This is a genomic window from Simiduia aestuariiviva (assembly GCF_014192475.1).
GTDB classification, from domain to species: domain Bacteria; phylum Pseudomonadota; class Gammaproteobacteria; order Pseudomonadales; family Cellvibrionaceae; genus Simiduia; species Simiduia aestuariiviva.
The window spans coordinates 546,064-563,559 of sequence record NZ_JACHXZ010000001.1; the positions used below are offsets into that span (position 1 = coordinate 546,064).

Genomic DNA, 17,496 nt, shown 5'->3' on the forward strand with positions numbered 1-17,496 from the left:
GGGTAAAAGGTGGATTACCCTTGGCGCTGCTTTAAAAATGCCAGCAGACTGGCTTCGTCAACAGGCCGACTGAACAGATAGCCTTGGCCAAGGTGGCAATCCAACTGCTTTAAACATTGGTGCTCGTCTTTGGTTTCTACGCCCTCGGCCACTATCTGTAATCCTAAATTTTTTCCAACGCTGATGATACTTTTTACGATGGCTTGCTTACGCGGATTATTGTGCAGTTCGGTTATGAAGCTGCGATCAATTTTTAGGCTGTGGATTCGCATTTCCTGTAAATAGTTAAACGAAGAATAGCCGGTGCCAAAATCGTCGATGGCCACTTCTACGCCGTAGAGTAACAGCTGGCTGATGGCTTTGTTTGCTTGCTCGTGATTGTCCAGCAGTGTGGATTCTGTCAGCTCAAACTCTAACTTACCGTGCGGCAGCGGTGTTGCGCGAAGCGCGCTGATCACGGTGGGCAAAAACACCGGGTCGGCGAAGTCCTGGGCCGATACGTTGATGGATAAATGTAAATTCGCCATGGGTGTGTCAGCCCAACTGTGTAGCTTTTGCAGCGCGGCGTTAAATACCCAGCGGGTGATGGCATGAATCAAACCAGTGCTCTCGGCGACGGGAATAAATTGATCGGGGTAGATTAATTTGCCATCTGCTGCTTGCCAGCGCAACAGCGCTTCTAGCCCTACGATTTCGCCCGTGGCCAGATTCACTTTGGGTTGATAGTGCAGCACTAGCTCGTTGTTCTCGATCGCATTGCGCAGTTTTTGTTCCGTTGCAACGCGGTGCAGTGCGATGCGCTCTAGGTGGGGGTCAAAGAAATGGAATTTATTCTTGCCGCTCTGCTTGGCCTGATACATTGCCAAATCGGCTTTGCGAATCAGTTCTTCGGGGCGCTGGCCGTCTTGTGGCGCAAGGCTTATACCAATACTGGCGGTCACCACATAGCTGGTCTCGTGAATATTAAAGGGCGTGGTAAATAAGTGCAGTATACGATCCAATAGGGCGATAATTTCCTGTTGGTGCTGCACGTTTTCCATGATCAATATAAATTCATCGCCGCCCAGCCTGCCCAAGGTGTCGCAGCTGCGCAAACAGCCGGCTAAGCGAGCGCTGGTCGAGACCAAAAAGTTGTCGCCCTGACCGTGGCCGGCGGTGTCGTTAATTTTCTTAAAGTCGTCGAGGTCGATAAAAATAACGGCGGTTTTACATTGCTGGCGCTCATTCTTGTAGAGCGCATGCTGAAGTTTTTCGAGCAACAGCAGGCGATTCGGCAGGCCCGTCAGGGTGTCGTAGAAGGCGTGGCGCTCAAGTTGGGCTTGTTGTTTTTGAATTTCGGTAATGTCGCGAAAGCACCAGACGCGGCCCAAGTACTCGCTGCCATTTAAGATGGCGACGCTGTGGTATTCGTAGTGGCGGCCGTCGTTGGTGTCCATGGCGTTGTGGAGCACTTGTGAGGGGTTGGCGCGAATGCGTTCGATATCGCCAAGGAAGGCTTCGGTATTGCGGATGATGTTGAGTATGGCGTTAAGATTGTCTTCGCCACTGTTGTTTTTAAGTTCATCCCATTCCTTGTTAATAAATTGGCAGCCCGCGCGATTGATTTGTGTGAGGCGGCCGCCCGGTGAAAAACTAAAAATGGCTTCGGGGCTGGCATCCAGCAGCGCCCGTTGCTGAGACAAGGACTCGCGATGTTGGCGCAGTACTTGATCATTTTCCTCTAGCTGGGCCCGCAGTTTTTTGTTTTGCTCATTCAACTCTTCAGAGGTGAGCATGAGCGAGCGCTCTAACATTACGCGGTCTGAGTCTTGTTGGGCCAATACCTCCGACAGGGCCGCCAGCAGGGGAGTATCTTCAGGCAGGTCTTGCGGGTGTTTGCGGAGCAGGCGGCGCAGCAGTTTATGCATGGCGTTCTTGCAAGGTGGTGATGGTCATGGTTTGGTTGTGCAACGCACAGCTGCCGCTGCCTACCATGGGCGATATTTCGCCGTAGGAGTAGAAACCCGTGAATTGCCAGCCGTCGCCCAAGACATCTTCCACGGCCTCCAGTTCTTCTTCGATGCGCTGGTTGAGTACCAGCCGCCGGCCCACGCAGCTAATGAGCAGTGCCAAACCGCTATTTTTCTGAGACGCTATGCGACTGAGCGCGGCGCTCGCAGCCGATTCTGCGCCATCGATGAGTCGATCAAAATTGGCCCGCATCAATTGGGCCTTGGCGCCTTCGGGCATGTCGCCGGCAAAGGTCATGGATTCATCGGCGCTGTTGACGTCGAGGATGGTGCGAATCACCGCATCGTCTTCGCCATCGCGTTTGATCAATAGCGGAAACAGCAGCGCCGAGGCCGGCAGCGCTTCGGCGTGGTCACCGAGATAGCGCTTGTAAAGTGCCAGCGCGGGTTGATCGTCCAAGGTGTACAGCACATTGCTGTCAGCGCGGGTGATCAGTCGCTCGGGGCCAAAGGGGTCCCAGCCGCCCATGCTGCCGTGACCGATGACAATGTCCGGACCGTAAAAACCACACAATAAAATATTGCCTTCGCCACCCTGACCGTTGTGCCACACCTCGGTGCTCTGAAAACGGGTGCCATCGCCCGCCAAGCCGCCGGTGACCAACACGTCGGTGGGCAGGCTGGCGGTGAGTTTGTCCACCAGCGCAGTGCCGTTAACCTGGTGGCCATCGGACAGCACCAGCACGTATTTCAGGCCCGGTTGCGCCAGATTTTCGGCCAGCGTAGCCACCGCAGTTTCTAGCGTTTGGTCGGCTAGGCTCGCGAGGCACACGCGGGTTTCGGTGGTGGCGAAGTGGATGGCGGTGAGGCACAGGCTTTGATCGTGCAGCTCGGTGCCCAGGATCTCACCGGAAGTGCTGCAGCCAATGATGTCGGCTTTGGGAAAGCGGGTTTTGAGGTCGGCATTGATGGCGGGGTCTTGGGCCAAGGCGCGATCGCCAAACAAGAGGATGAGCTGGGCGTCGGACTGGGCCGGCAGAGGCGCGCGCCAATGGCTGTCGCGGTAGAGGTTCTGATAGGTTTCCATGAACGGGCTCAATCTAAGGACTGATGTTGAGTCTAGCAAAGGAAAAGCCCGCCAGAGGGCGGGCCGGAATTTTATATGGCCGATGGCGCGCGCCTATCGGCCTAGACGGTGACAGCGTTTACGGACAGAGCTGCACACTGTTGGCGCTGTCGAAGCTCAAACTTGGGTGGCTGACAGAGCGCACGCAAAAATTCACGCTCACGCCGCCCGACGCACTTTGACTGGTTTGCAGCTGGGCGCTACCGGTTGCATCTGACACGGCAGAGGCATTGGTCTCACTCAGGGTGCCGGAAAAATCACCGGTTACCGTAGCGCCGCTCACGGGGTTGCCGAGCTCGTCCACCAGCGTGACGGTGGCCGTGCCGTACTTCTTGCCCTTGCCCGCGCCTGCGGTGCCGGTAGTTACCGACTGTACCTGAACGCTGGTGCCCTGCGCCGGTGGCTGGCTGCCGGCGGCGTAGGTGTCCAGATTGTCGAGGAAGTAGGTGTCACCGGTGTTGCTGTTGGGATCGATCAACACGACCAGGGTGTCCACTTGGGTGTCACCTGTGGCGCCGTCGATGCGGTCTTCCAAGACAAATTTCAATCGCTGCCACGCGTTGGTTGACGTGGTGTGCGCGATGTATTTGGAGTGGCGACCGGTGGGGTAGTTCGAGGCGGTGGCGGTGGCCGAGTTTTCCAGCTGCAGCAACAGCTCGGTGCCCACCGGGGCGCTGGTGTACACATCCAGATAGAAGGCTTTTTGCCCCGTGAGGTAATCCGCCACATTTGCGAGATCACCGGTGCTGGCGGCGATAACGTCGTACAGCGAGCCGCTGTCACGGGTGTACTGCGCCACTGTAGCAGAGCCGTTCACAGCGTTTGGCGCGGGGTTGGATACCGATTGATTAAAGGTGCCGGTCCAGCTGGTGTAGGCCAGGTTGCGCTGGGTGTCGAAATTGTCGTGCACCAGACTTTGGCTTAGCGCTGGCGCCACATGCACATTGAGCGCGAGATCGCGACTGCCGCAGCTGTTGCTGACCGCCACGGACAAGTCGCCGCCGTTGCTGCCCCATTGAACGGTGACGGTGGCGCCGTTGCCGCCCGACACCAAGGTTGCGCCAGCGGGCAGGGTCCAGTTGTAGCTGCTGCCCGTACCGGCTTCGTCGATGACGCTGTAGCTGTGGGTGCTGCCGGGCTCTACGATGTGCTCACCGGTGAGCGACGGCTGGCCGAAGTCATACACGCGCACATAGTCCACCTGCAGGGTTTGCGGCAGCATGCTGTCGTCAACCGTACCGCCAATGTTGCCACCGACGGCCAAGTTCAATAGGAAGTGGTATTGGAAATTCTCGAAGGTCCAGTAGGCGGGATTGCCTAAATCTTCTGGGCGCTTAACGGAGTAGAGCAGGTCATCTACGTACCAACGCATTTCGTTGGTGTCCCACTCCACGGCGTAGGTGTGAAAGCCGTCGGACCACGCATCGGGCTGCTTGAGTAGGCGATTGCTGGTCCACTCGTTGTTGGGGTAGGGCTGGCCATAGTGCAAGGTGCCGAACACGAACATGTCGGCTTGGCCGGTGGCTTCCATGATGTCGATCTCGCCGCTTTCGGGCCAACCCACAGCGGGATCGGTGGGCAGCATCCAAAAGGCTGGCCACATGCCAGTGCCGTTGGGCAATTTCATACGCGCTTCGAAGCGTCCATTGGTCCACTGGCCGCCGTTGGGCATGTTGGCGGTGCGCAGCCGTGCAGAGGTGTATTTTTTGGCTTGCACGCGCTCTTTTTTCGCGGTGATGGTCAGTACGCCGTTGGCCACTGTGGCATTGTCTGCTTTGTAGTATTGCAGTTCGTTGTTGCCCCATCCGCAGATGCCGTAACTGCATCCGTCGCCAACCATGGCTTCCCATTTGGTGGTGTCTAATCCTGCACCATTGAATTCATCGGCCCAGACGGGCGTTGTTGATTGGCACTGTTGGGCTTGTGCTAAGCCTGCGCCGGCGGAAAGGGCGAGCCCTAGCAGCGCGTGGTTGACGAGTTTCATTGCTTTCATTTCGGATACCTTTGTTTACGTTTTTATTTGAGGTACAGCGCGAAGTTGGTAGGTTTTTTCTGGTGAGACTCCTTTTGTAATTGTGGTTTTTTGTTGTGTTTTTTAGATTCTTTGTTGTTTTTTTACGTTCTATAGCCACTGCAAAAATAGCGTCTTGCCGGCTTTTATCGCTCTCCTCGTAAAAAAAGTGGGCAGTTCCATTGCCCTAACGAGAGAACGCTAATCGCGTGCAGTTTGCCCAGCCAATGGCGAGCGAATTTTTACGTATTTGGTATTGAATGACGCCGGTAGTTTGCTCGCGCCATTGAATTTAACGGCAACAATTACGGTGCTGGACAACCGTGTTCACCTTTTTCCCAGTGAATGTTGTACAGGCGAATTTCGGCGGCGTTTTCACTTATGATTTCGAATGCGCCGTTGACTTGGCCGAGGTCGTCGCCTAAACATTTGAGCGGCACCCGCACCTGCTGCCATTGCGTGCGATCGAGTCGGGCAAAATCACCGAGTTTGCGCGCCGAACATTGGCTCTGCTCGTGGCATTGCAGTTGTAATGAAAGGTCGCCTGCCTGGGCCACTTGCAGATCAAAAATCAAGGTGCCGCCGGCAAAGCCTTGCAAGTTTTGTGGCGTTTTGGCGTAGAAGCCCGCGCGCCCAGCTTGATTCCAGTTCAATTGCAGAGTGTCTTCCTGCATGAAGCGATCGCGCATTTGCAACTGCATGCCGGGCACTTTCAAACTGGCGCCGTTGACATCGGTGGGGCTGGCATCGGTGCCAGTGAGCTGCAGCGTCCAGGGTGAAAAGGTGCGGCGCTGGAAGATAGACTTGATGCGCGTATCGGCCACTGCTACATCGGCGGGGTTGACGGCCAGCGGATACTTGTGCGGTGCAGATTCGCCATTGGTTAAACCAAAACCTTGTGCAAACAGCGGCGCATAGGCCTTGTCACCTGCGTTCAAGGGCGTCTGCTGCCCGTGTGTTGGCCACGAAAAGCTCAATTTGCCGGTGAATGGAAAATTGATTGAGCCGTCGGCTTTTTTGATCAGTACATCGGCAACACCGGCACCCTCTGTGCCCGGTTGCCAAATCACGGCAAAGGCATCGCTGGCGTTTAAGAAGGGGTTCACTGCCAGTGGACGGCCGGTAATAAACAGTGCCACCACTGGAATTTTCGCGTCGCGAAATTTTTGCAGCAACGCGAGGTCTTTGGCTGAACGGTAGGCGATATCTTGTACGTCGCCCTGCATTTCGGCGTAGGGGTTTTCACCGAACACCACCACGGCTACGTCGGGCGTTTCGGTGTAGTTGCCGTCTTCGCTGTAAGTGGCCTGACCCCCACCGACTTGAACGGCTTGGGCTATGCCATCAAAAACCGTGGTGGCGCCGGGGAAGTCTTCATTCATGTTGCCGGTGCCCTGCCAGCTGATGGTCCAGCCACCGGTTTGCTTGCCGAGATTATGACCGCCGTCGCCCGCAACTAACACGCGACTGTTGGCGGCCAGCGGCAGAAGTTGTTGCTGGTTTTTTAGTAGTACGACTGATTCACGCACGGCGCGGCGGGCCACGGCGCGGTGTTCGGCGGCGCCGATCAGTTCCGATTTTGCCGCCAAGGGGTAGCTTGAGGGTTTGCCCTTGTCGAACAATCCGGCGCGCAATTTGACGCGCAAAATGCGGCGCACTGCGTCGTCTATACGCGCTTGGCTGATGCGGCCTTCCTGCACGTCGGCCAGCGTGTTGGCGTAGAGTTCGCGCCAATTGCCATCGGGCGCCATGAACATGTCGAGGCCTGCATTGATGGCGGCGGGGCAGTGGGTGTCGGTGCAACCGGGCACAAATGCATGGCCGGCCCAGTCACCCACGACAAAACCGTCAAAGCCCAGTTTTTCCTTCAAAACATCCGTTAACAAATATTTGTGGCCGTGAAGTTTTTCGCCGTTCCAGCTGCTGAACGAGGCCATGATCACCTGCACGCCAGCTTTGATGGCGGAAAAATAACCGGGCGCGTGCAACGCCACCAGTTCAGCTTCCGTCAGTTGGGTATCACCGCGATCGATACCGCCGGCGGTGCCGCCATCGGCAATAAAGTGCTTGGCCGTAGAGATCACTTTACCGTCGCCCAAAAACGCGTCGGAGGTTTGTTCACCCTGCAAACCTTCCACCATGGCAGTGGCGTATTGCGCCACCAATTCCGGTGTCTCGCTGTAGGATTCGTAGGTGCGTCCCCAGCGGTCGTCGCGCGCCACGGCGAGGGTGGGCGCAAAGCTCCAGGTGATACCGGTGGCCGCCATTTCGCGCGCGGTGACCGCGCCGATGTCGCGCATGAGCGCAGGGTTGTGCGTGGCGCCAAGGGCGATGTTGTGCGGGAATAAAGTTGCGCCAATCACATTGTTGTGACCGTGTACGGCATCAGTGCCCCAGAGCGCGGGAATTTTAACCTCGGCGTCAACGGCCATGGAGCCTTCGTAAAAGCCATCGGCGAGGCTCAGCCAATCGTTGAGGGACGCGTATTTGTTTTGCTGCGGAAAGGAGCCGCCACCGTTGAGTACTGAACCTAGAAAGTAATCGCGCACATCGTCGGGCGTCACGTGACGAATTTCTGGCTGAATGATTTGCCCCACTTTTTGCTCAGGGGTCATGGCTGCCAACAGGCCATCGATCTGCTGTTCCAGTGCCGCATCCTGTACCGGGCGCTCAAGGGTCGGCCAAGGTGAATCGGCAGCGCTGGATGCAGGGTTACGTTGATCGTTGTCGGCGCTGCAGCCCGACAGGGCAATACCGCACAACAGGGCCACGAGAGGAGTCTTCATAGGGCTGTCTCAATTCGTTGTCGATGTTAATGGAGGCGGCCAGCTCTGTGTTGGCCGCGCCACTTCGCCGTTCGGGTTGACGCACTGAACAGCCAAGTCATTGAAATGGCAAAATTTATTCTGGGCAGCGATTTAGTCCTGCCGTTTATTGCCGGCATTTCCCCGCTTCGGCTTGCTCGCTCTGACCTCACCAGAATCTCAGTGGCGGCGGCCTTTGGCTGCGTCAGCAAGCGTTTGAGAGAAAATGTAAGCGCTTACATAAGGTATAGAAAATGATCAGATAAGTCAATAAAACAGGTGTTGTTTGGTTCTGAATTTTGCCAGTGGCCCAGCTTAGCTGTGTGCAAATAGGCTCAATATCGGGCCCGGTGCAGTAGATTGAAGCCCATCAATAATGCCGTGCAGATCTGGCAATTGCGGCTAAACCTATGGGTTCGATACGTGGTGCGGTGACTTTAAGTTAAAGGCACTAATAGCAAAATTAAAGGCGCTAATAGCTAAGTAAAATTAAAGGCACTTGTAGCACAGATTTCAGGTTGTTTTCTGCGTGCGATTGCCAAAGAAATCCGCCAGCGCTTTGCCGCTGTCTTTGATCGTGCGCACTTGGGTGTCGTAGTCCACGTGTACAATGCCAAAGCGCTTTTCGTAACCCAGTGCCCACTCAAAGTTGTCCATTAAGCTCCAGGCAAAATACCCCTGTACATCGACGCCCTGCTCGACGGCGTTGTGTACGGCTTGCAGGTGGGTTTGAAAATAGTCGACGCGGCTGTCATCGTGCACCTGTCCGTCCGTCAAGGTATCCGCCATGGCGGCGCCATTTTCGGTGATGAAAACGGGAGGTAGCTGATAGCGCGAATTCAGGCCCACCAATAAATCCGTTAGCCCCTGCGGGTAGACTTCCCAGCCCATCTCGGTGATGGGCGCGCCCTCGGGCACCGTTTCGCCAAAGCCCGTATCTGGGTCTGCGTGGTAGATGCCGCGGGTGTAGTAATTGAGACCTAAAAAGTCTATTGGCTGCGCGATAATTTCCATGTCGCCCGGTTGCACGGGCGGGTGTGCAGAATCAGGAATGTGGGCCAGCGCGCGCGCCGGATAGCGACCGTTAAACAGTGGCTCGGCATACCAGTGAAACAAAAAATCTTCCGCTAAAGCGGCCGCTTCTTGATCTGCCCTACTGTCGGTGCGCCCATAGCCAGGGCTCATGTTGAGTACGATGCCGTTGAGACTGTTGGGGCTGTTTTTGCGCAGCACGTCCATGGCCAAACCGTGCGCCAGTAGCAAGTGGTGCGCAGCGGCGCGGCCCGCCTTTTGATCGGCGATGCCGGGCGCGTGTATGCCCACTTCATAGCCTAGGTAGGCGCTGCAAAAAGGTTCGTTAAGGGTGGCGTAGGAGTAAACGCGATCGCCAAAGGTTCGGCTGACTAAATCGGCATACTGTTGAAATTGATAGGCCGTTGCACGATTTTGCCAGCCGCCGGCGTCTTCCAAATGCTGGGGCAAATCCCAGTGATAAAGGGTCACGAAGGCCTTGATGTTTTTCTCTGCTAATCGATCCAGCAGCGCCACATAAAACGCTAAACCCTCTGGGTTGGGGCTGCCGTCGGCGTGCATCACGCGCGGCCAAGACACGGAAAAACGGTAGGCGTCTACGTTCAGGTGTTCTATGAGGTCGAGGTCTTCCTGCCAGCGGTTGATGTGGTCACAGGCCACCTGACCGTCGGAGCCGTCGCTGATAGTGCCGGGTTTGGCACAAAAGGTATCCCAAATACACGGCAGGCGAGTGTCTGCGGCGCCCTCGATCTGGAATGCCGCCGTGGCAGCGCCATAGATGAAGCTGTCATCGGTAAGTGGAGAGCTGGCCGGCAGGGAAATTTTCATGGTCACAAAAATCAACTCATTGGCGGTTGTGGCGATGGCTTGCCATACATCGGTATTGTTAGTGTTATCGCTCTTGCGGCCACTGAAAGGCCTGTCAGCGTCGTACACCCTATTATTGATCTTTCTGGTGAAAGCGCTTACATTTAGGTTAGGGCTTTGCCTGTAAAAGGTCAACCCCGAAAGGCATATCCGCAGATTTCTGAGCCAAAAGTAGAGTCTCGCGGCGCACAAGACACTGGGCAGAATCTGACTTAGGATAGGCCCCCATATAATAATGAACCGGTCAAAGGGCAGGGCAGTTATGCTGACGATCCGTGAAAAAGTCGCCTACGGGTTGGGCGATACGGCGAGCAATATTATCTTTCAGACGGTCATGTTGTTTTTGACCTTCTTCTATACCGATATCTTCGGCATTTCCCCCGCCGTGGTGGGCACCATGTTTTTAGTGGTGCGCATTTTTGATGCGGTGACTGACCCTTTGATGGGCGGACTCGCCGATCGCACCGTGACGCGCTGGGGTAAGTTTCGGCCCTACTTGCTGTGGCTGGCGCTGCCCTTTGGGGTGATCAGTGTGCTGGCATTTACCACGCCCGACCTGTCGCCCCAGGGCAAGGTGATTTATGCCTATGTCACCTATGGCCTGCTCATGCTCGCCTATACCGCCATCAATATTCCCTATTCCGCACTCGGTGGCGTATTGACGGATAAGCCCCATGAGCGGGTGTCAGTACAATCCTATCGCTTTGTGTTCGGCATGCTCGGTGGTTTGTTGGTCACCGCCTGTACCCTGCCATTGGTGGCCTATTTTGGTGACGGTGATCAAGCGTTAGGTTATCAGCTCACCATCGGCGCCATGAGTATTTTGGGCGTGGTGTTATTTTTGTTGTGCTTTGCCGGTACTCGCGAGCGGGTTGCTCCGCCGGTTGAGCAGCGCACCACGATTCGGGCAGATCTCAAGTCACTTTGGCAAAACGATCAATGGCGCGTGCTGTGTGTGGCGGCGATTATTTTGTTAACGGGCATGGTGCTGCGCAGTACCTTGGCCATTTATTACGTCAAATACTTTTTGGGGCGGGCAGATTTGGTCACCGCCTTCGTCACGCTCGGGATGATTGGCAATATTATCGGCTGCGCCTGCGCCCAGCCTTTGGCCAAGCGCGTGTGTAAAGTGAAGGCGTATATCGCGCTGCAATTGATGGCCGCCGTGTTTTGTGTGGCTGGTTTTTTTGTGGCGCCCGATCAGTTGTATCTGGCCTTCGCCATCTATTTTTTGTGGTGTTTGTTCCTGCAAATGGCGACGCCGCTGCTGTGGGCAAAAATGGCTGATGTGGTGGATTACGGCCATTGGAAGACCGGTATTCGCATTACCGGCATGGTATATTCCTCCGTCGTCTTTTTTATCAAGCTGGGGCTGGCGGTTGGCGGGGCCTTGGCGGGCTGGCTGTTAGCCTTTTACGACTACGAGGCGAATGCCGAGCTGTCTGAGCGCACACTGCAAGGGATTTTGTTGTCCTTTACCCTGGTGCCGGCCTTGACATCCATCATGGTGGCTTGGGTCATGCGTTGGTACACCCTCGATACCCAGCGGGTGCTGGACGTGCAGGCGCAATTGCCGCAACAGCCGGCGTAAATCGGCGATGGCATTGGTGTAAATAAGGAATCTAGAGCCCCATGGTCACAATTTACGATGTTTCTGAGCGCGCGGGCGTGTCGCTGGCGACCGTCTCGCGGGTAATGAATAACAACGCCCGGGTCAGCGACAAAACCAAGGCAAAGGTGTTGCAGGCCATGGCGGATTTGGGCTATCGGCCCAACGCCATCGCCAAGGGCTTGGCTTCCAGTCGATCCAACAGCGTGGGCGTGTTGATCTCCGAGCTGCATGGTCCGTTCTACGGCATGATGATGAGCGCCATTGAAACCGAATTGCGCAAGCACGATATCCATTCTATTTTTGCCGCCGGCCACAGTGATGCGGCCAAAGAAGAAGACGCCGTTAATTTTCTACTCAGCCGTCGCTGTGATGCCCTGATCTTGTATGTTGAAGCGGTCAGCGATGAGTTTTTGGTTGAGCTCAATAAGCGCGGCACGCCCATCGTGGTATTGGGACGGGATATTAAAAATTTACAACCGCAGTGCATTAATTTAGACAATGAACAGGGCGGCTACTTGGCCGCGAAATATCTACTGGACGCCGGTCATCGTGACATCGCGTATATATCCGGCCCGCTGTGGAAAGTGGATACTCAAGATCGCCTTGCGGGCCACAGGCGCGCACTGGCTGAGCACCAATTGACCTTTGATGAGTCCCTTTTAATTGAGGGCGACTTTCAGGAAGAGGGGGGCGTCGATGGGCTCAATAAACTGTTGAGCAGTGGTCGGCCCTTTACCGCAGTGGCTTGCGGTAACGACGAAATGGCCGCCGGTGCAATGGCCGCAGCGCGCGATGCCGGCATGACCCTGCCCGATGACCTTTCAATTGTGGGTTTCGATAACGTGGCCTACTCACGCTTTGTCTACCCGAAGTTGTGTACCGTGAATTATCCCGTGCGGGAGATGGCGGAAATGGCCACCCACTGGGTGCTGCGGCAGGTGTACGACCACACACGTTTCGAGATAGAAAACACCTTTACGCCAGTGATGGTGGAGCGCAACTCTGTGCTACGGGTGCAGAAATAGTGCGCTTGGCCCTCAATCTGGCCACCGCCCTGCCGTTGGGCTTCCTGCGTATTTAAATTATTTTGTTATTACTCTGTATTTCCATATAGCTGTTGGGCTGAAGGCCTTGTAGTGGCCGTCTATCGATGGCGGCGCGCGGTGATTTCGCTGTCTATTGGTTGTCTATAAAAAGCCTTTTAATTCAAAGGTTTAGACCTGCTTGGGAATTAAGGTAACGCCGAGCTGTGCTTCGGCGCTGAGTGCTTGACAGGCTGGCGCCAATCATTTAATTTTGTAAGCGCTTACATTTCTCTAAAACCCCAGAAGGTTTTTTTTGAAAAATATTGTAAGCGCTTACATATGGGTTAGACTAAGTGAACAAATAAGAAAATAACTCGCTGGACAATAATCAAATAACTCGGGTCAGAGATATGGAATACAAGAGCTTTAAAAAGACACAACTGGCGGCCACCATCTCCATGGTGTTGGGCGCGGTAGCCATGACCCCAGCGCACGGTCAGAGCAATGATCAGGAAGGGCTGGATCAACTAGAAGAAATCGTCGTTACCGGTATTCGCGGCAGCTTGCAGCGCTCCATGGATATCAAGCGCGATGCGCAGGGTGTGGTGGATGCCATTTCCGCGGAAGATATCGGCAAAATGCCCGATACCAACTTGGCTGAATCGCTCCAGCGCATCACCGGTGTGTCCATTGATCGCTCGCGCGGTGAAGGTAGCAAAGTGACTGTGCGTGGCTTTGGCCCCGATTACAACTTGGTGACCTTAAACGGTCGCCAACTGCCAACGGCCAGTGGCACCAGTCGTTCTTTTGACTTCGCCAACTTGGCCGCCGAGGGCGTTGCCGGTGTTGAAGTTTTCAAGAGTGGCAAAGCCAATATGCCCACCGGTGGCATCGGTTCAACTATCAATATTAAAACTACCCGTCCGCTGGAATCGCCTGGCATGGTTGCCACTGTGGGCGTTAAAGGTGTTCATGATACCTCTACGCGCGACGGCGATGCGCTGACCCCAGAAATTTCCGGCTTATTTTCTAATACGTTTGCAGACGATACCGTGGGTATTGCGTTGAGTGCGAGCCGCCAGGAGCGCGACAGTGGCGCAGCCACGGCCAGCGTTGGTGGCTGGCGTACTTTCCCCGGTGAAGTGGACAACTGCTGGTGTACCGCCAACCCCTCTGAATGGGGTGGTATTCCACCCGAAGGCGATCCAAACCAAGTTAACCGCCCTGGTGCCGGTGACATTTATTCCGTGCCGCAAACTATTGGCTACGAGCTGGCAGAATACAACCGCGTGCGCACCAACGGCCAATTGACCGTGCAGTGGCAGCCCGTTGATTCCGTGCGCGCCACTTTGGATTACACCTACAGCGAAGTGGAAGTTGAACGCACCTACAACAACATGTCTGCGTGGTTTAACTTTGGCGCGCAGGAAACCGTGTGGACCGACGGTCCTATCGCGTCGCCCTTGGTGTATACCGAAAATCTAGGCGGCAGTGACTTCTCAATGGGCGCCGGTAAAGACGCCACCCGTACCGAGAACAACTCTGTGGGCTTTAACGTCGAATGGAATGCCACCGAGAGCTTGACGCTGGCCTTCGATCACCATGATTCGACGGCAGAATCGTCACCTAACAGCCCCTATGGCGACAGCGCGCTACTTTCCATTGCCGCTTTCACGCGCGATAAAACCACAGGCTACTTCGATTCTGACTTGCCTATTTTGGAATTGGGTCTCGCTAATCCATTGTCGCCCGATGACATGCAGATAACAGGCAGTGTGTTTACCCACAACGTCTCAAAAATGGATATTCAACAGTCAAAGTTTTCTGGCAACTTTGAGTTTGTCGATAACAGTCTGTTGGAGAGTATTGATTTTGGTATCGAATTTACCGAAGTGAATAATCGTTCTGCTGGCGCCGTTGTTCAGCGCGATGCATGGAGCAATACCAACACGGCAGTTGGCGCTATTGCTGACTTAATGCAACCCTTGTCAATTGCCGGTGAGTTCGACTCAGTAAGCGGTGGCGGCAATCTGGCGCAAACCGATTTTTACGGCTTTGATATGGTGCAGGTCATCAATCGCTTCAATGAGTTGGTTGCGGCCGGCGATGGCAGCTATGGGCCAATGAACGGTTTGGGTGATTGCGGTACGCCACTGTGCGCATCTACAACATTTACCTCTGATCGTCGCACCACAGAAGAATCTCAGGCGGCTTACGTTCAGCTGAATATGGCTACTGAAATTGCCGATATGCCAGCGCGTATTAATGTGGGCTTGCGTCATGAGCAAACCGACGTTACGTCATCTGCACTGGTGCCATCTTACAGCTACGTAACGTGGGGTGGCGGCAACGAACTTACCGCAGTTGCGGGTGCGGAGTCGGAGTTCACTACGCTAACTGGTGACTACGGCATGTTGTTGCCCAATATCGATTTCAGCCTGTCTGTCACAGAGGACATCGTAACTCGCGCCTCTTGGAGCAAGACCATTGGTCGTCCAAACTATGCAGACATTCAAGGTGGCGTGACGATCAATAACCCACTGCGTTCAGATGGCGGCACGGGTTCACGTGGCAATCCAGCATTGGATCCACTAGAGTCCGAAAATACCGATTTGTCGGTCGAGTGGTATTACGCAGAGGGCAGCTATGCCTCGGTGGGCTATTTCCACAAAAATGTGAAGAACTTTATTGGTACTGACTCGGTGACTGAACAGGTGTTTAGTTTACCCAGCCCCGCCAACAGCCCAATGTACGCAGAAGCGATCGCCGCAGGTAACACGCAGCCCGGTGAAATTTTCCAGTACATCGTAGATAACTACCCCAACGCTGAAGGTGTCGATGTGGCTGGCGGTAATATCGTTGGTGTGGCCGGCCGTGACGGCTTCACCGATTTCACCCTGTCGGTACCCGCTAACTTGGAAAAAGCCGTTGTCGATGGTTGGGAGCTCAACGTTCAGCACGCGTTTGGTGAATCTGGATTTGGTGTTATTGCCAATGCCACCTTGGTGGATGCCGATGTAGGTTACGATGACTTCAGCTTGGAATCTCAATTTGTTGTTACTGGCCTAAGCGACTCCGCTAACCTGATCGGTTACTACGACAAAGATGGCATTCAGGTGCGTATTGCCTACAACTGGCGCGATGATTTCCTAGCGGGAACTGGACAGGCTAATGTCGGTGTAGGTCCAACGTATGTCGCTGCTTATGGTCAATGGGACATGAACGCCAGCTATGAAATCAACGAGAACGCCACGGTGTTCGTTGAGGCACTGAATGTCACCGACGAGACGACTCATGTCTATGGTCGCGACAAGATGCAAACACTGTTTGCGGCTCAGATTGGTCCACGTTTCGCCATTGGTGCTCGCTACAAGTTTTAATCGCGTTAAAACGCAGTAGCTAGTGATAGGGAGAATCACCGCTGGGTGGTTCTCCCTTTTGTGTTTATATAGGGTACATTGTTGGTTCAGATTGGCAGTGGTTGATAAAGATAATGTCAGGCCAAATTAAGAATATCGTGATTGTGGGTGGGGGTTCGGCCGGTTGGCTGACCGCTGGCCTAATCGCATCGGAACAGGGCAGCGCGGTCACCATTGCACTGGTGGAGTCGCCCGACATTCCCGCCATTGGCGTGGGCGAGGGCACGTGGCCCTCCATGCGCATGACCTTGCAGCGCATTGGAATATCCGAAACAACATTTATTCGCGAATGTGATGCTTCTTTTAAGCAAGGCACGCGCTTTGTGGATTGGCAGGGCGGCAATGGGCCGCAGCAGTATACCCATCCCTTTAGTTTGCCACTGGAGTACGCATCGCTGAATCTTGCGAGCCATTGGTTGCGGCACAAGGCGCAAGCCAGTGACGCTGCGCCCAGCTTCGCTGAATTCGTCACACCCCAGGCCGCCGTAGCGGCCCAAGGATTGGCGCCGAAACAAGCGGCAACGCCCGAATATGCGTTTAACCTCAACTACGGCTATCACTTAGATGCCACCCGCTTTGCCGACCTGTTGCGCAAACACGTGGTCGAAACTTTGGGGGTTAAACACATCCAGGCGCATGTTGTAGACATCGAATCCGCGTCGAACGGCGATGTTGCCGCGCTCCGATTAGACAATGATCAGCATCTCGCGGGGGATTTATTTATCGATTGCAGTGGCGCCCAGTCGCTGCTGATCGGCAAGCACTTTGAAACGCCATTTACGTCTCTGAAAAATACACTGTTTAACGATCGCGCCTTGGCCGTGCAGGTGCCCTATCCGTCGCAGGATGCGCCAATTGCCTCTACCACTGTGTCAACCGCGCTGCCAGATGGCTGGGTGTGGGACATCGCATTGCAGAGTCGGCGAGGTGTCGGCTACGTGTATTCCAGCGCTCATGCCGATGAAGACAAAGCGCGCTCGAGCTTGGCGAATTACTTGCGCAACGCGGCACCTGAAGCGGGCTTGTCTGAGTCGGATTTTCGTGCGCTGCGCTTTTCGCCAGGGCACTATCAGCAGCTGTGGGTGAACAACTGTGTGGCCATCGGAATGGCGGGTGGATTCATCGAGCCCTTGGAAGCCTCGGCGCTGGCGATGGTAGAGCAGGGCGCCGCACTCTTGGCCGATCAGCTACCGGCCAATCGCGCGGTGATGGATGTGGTAGCCCAGCGCTTTAATGAAAAAATGGCTTATCACTGGCGCGCCATTGTGGATTTTTTAAAATTGCACTACCTGCTGAGTGAGCGCGATGACAGTCAATATTGGCGCGATAGCCGCAGCATAGAATATTGTTCAGAATCTCTGCGCGCGCGACTTGCACTATGGCACCAGCAGTCGCCATGGCACGACGATGCGCCACGCATTGATGAGTTGTTTCCCTCAGCCAGTTATCAGTACGTGCTGTACGGCATGGGATTTCAGCCGGCTAACATGAATTACAGCACGCGGCGTTTTGCGCAATCCATAGCGCGCGCCAACCGCATCGTCCAAGATAATCGCCAGCGCGTGGGGAGTATGCTCACCGCATTGCCAACAAACAGAGAATTAATCAATCACATCATCGCGACAGGCATGCCGCGCTAAAAACAATAAGG

General features: G+C 54.9%; 9 protein-coding genes. 4 read left to right on the top strand and 5 right to left on the bottom strand.

Annotated elements, in window-relative coordinates; all coding sequences use genetic code 11:
* Positions 1–14: 14 nt before the first annotated feature.
* The 5 genes from FHS30_RS02575 to FHS30_RS02595 form a co-directional block, all read right to left on the bottom strand.
* The gene (locus FHS30_RS02575) at positions 15–1,907 is read right to left on the bottom strand and encodes a putative bifunctional diguanylate cyclase/phosphodiesterase (protein WP_183908000.1); all 1,893 of its coding nucleotides are present in this window, start codon (positions 1,905–1,907) and stop codon (positions 15–17) included.
* Positions 1,900–3,036, bottom strand: coding sequence for an FIST signal transduction protein (locus tag FHS30_RS02580; protein WP_183908002.1), 1,137 nt, complete (start codon positions 3,034–3,036; stop codon positions 1,900–1,902). The genes FHS30_RS02575 and FHS30_RS02580 overlap by 8 nt, the downstream gene beginning before the upstream one ends.
* 118 nt (positions 3,037–3,154) lie before the next feature.
* Positions 3,155–5,068, bottom strand: a complete 1,914-nt coding sequence (locus FHS30_RS02585; protein WP_183908004.1) for a family 16 glycosylhydrolase — start codon at positions 5,066–5,068, stop codon at positions 3,155–3,157.
* A 323-nt stretch (positions 5,069–5,391) separates the two neighbouring features.
* The gene (locus FHS30_RS02590; protein ID WP_183908006.1) at positions 5,392–7,872 is read right to left on the bottom strand and encodes a glycoside hydrolase family 3 protein; all 2,481 of its coding nucleotides are present in this window, start codon (positions 7,870–7,872) and stop codon (positions 5,392–5,394) included.
* A 531-nt stretch (positions 7,873–8,403) separates the two neighbouring features.
* Positions 8,404–9,858 (bottom strand): GH1 family beta-glucosidase, encoded by a 1,455-nt coding sequence (locus FHS30_RS02595; protein ID WP_343048899.1) that lies wholly within the window; start codon positions 9,856–9,858, stop codon positions 8,404–8,406.
* A 193-nt stretch (positions 9,859–10,051) separates the two neighbouring features.
* Here FHS30_RS02595 and FHS30_RS02600 point away from each other — a divergent pair, with 193 nt between their 5' ends.
* The 4 genes from FHS30_RS02600 to FHS30_RS02615 all read left to right on the top strand — a co-directional run bounded on the left by FHS30_RS02600 (position 10,052) and on the right by FHS30_RS02615 (position 17,485).
* Positions 10,052–11,380: a glycoside-pentoside-hexuronide (GPH):cation symporter gene (locus FHS30_RS02600; RefSeq protein WP_183908008.1), complete on the top strand. Its 1,329-nt coding sequence runs from the start codon at positions 10,052–10,054 to the stop codon at positions 11,378–11,380.
* Positions 11,381–11,421: 41 nt separating this feature from the next.
* A complete protein-coding gene (locus tag FHS30_RS02605) occupies positions 11,422–12,426 on the top strand; it encodes a LacI family DNA-binding transcriptional regulator (RefSeq protein WP_183908010.1) in 1,005 nt (334 codons plus the stop codon).
* Positions 12,427–12,836: 410 nt separating this feature from the next.
* Positions 12,837–15,806 carry a TonB-dependent receptor gene (locus tag FHS30_RS02610; RefSeq protein WP_183908012.1) on the top strand — a complete coding sequence of 990 codons (2,970 nt, stop codon included), beginning with the start codon at positions 12,837–12,839 and terminating at the stop codon, positions 15,804–15,806.
* A 113-nt stretch (positions 15,807–15,919) separates the two neighbouring features.
* Positions 15,920–17,485, top strand: coding sequence for a tryptophan halogenase family protein (locus tag FHS30_RS02615; RefSeq protein ID WP_183908014.1), 1,566 nt, complete (start codon positions 15,920–15,922; stop codon positions 17,483–17,485).
* The last annotated feature ends 11 nt before the right edge of the window (positions 17,486–17,496 follow it).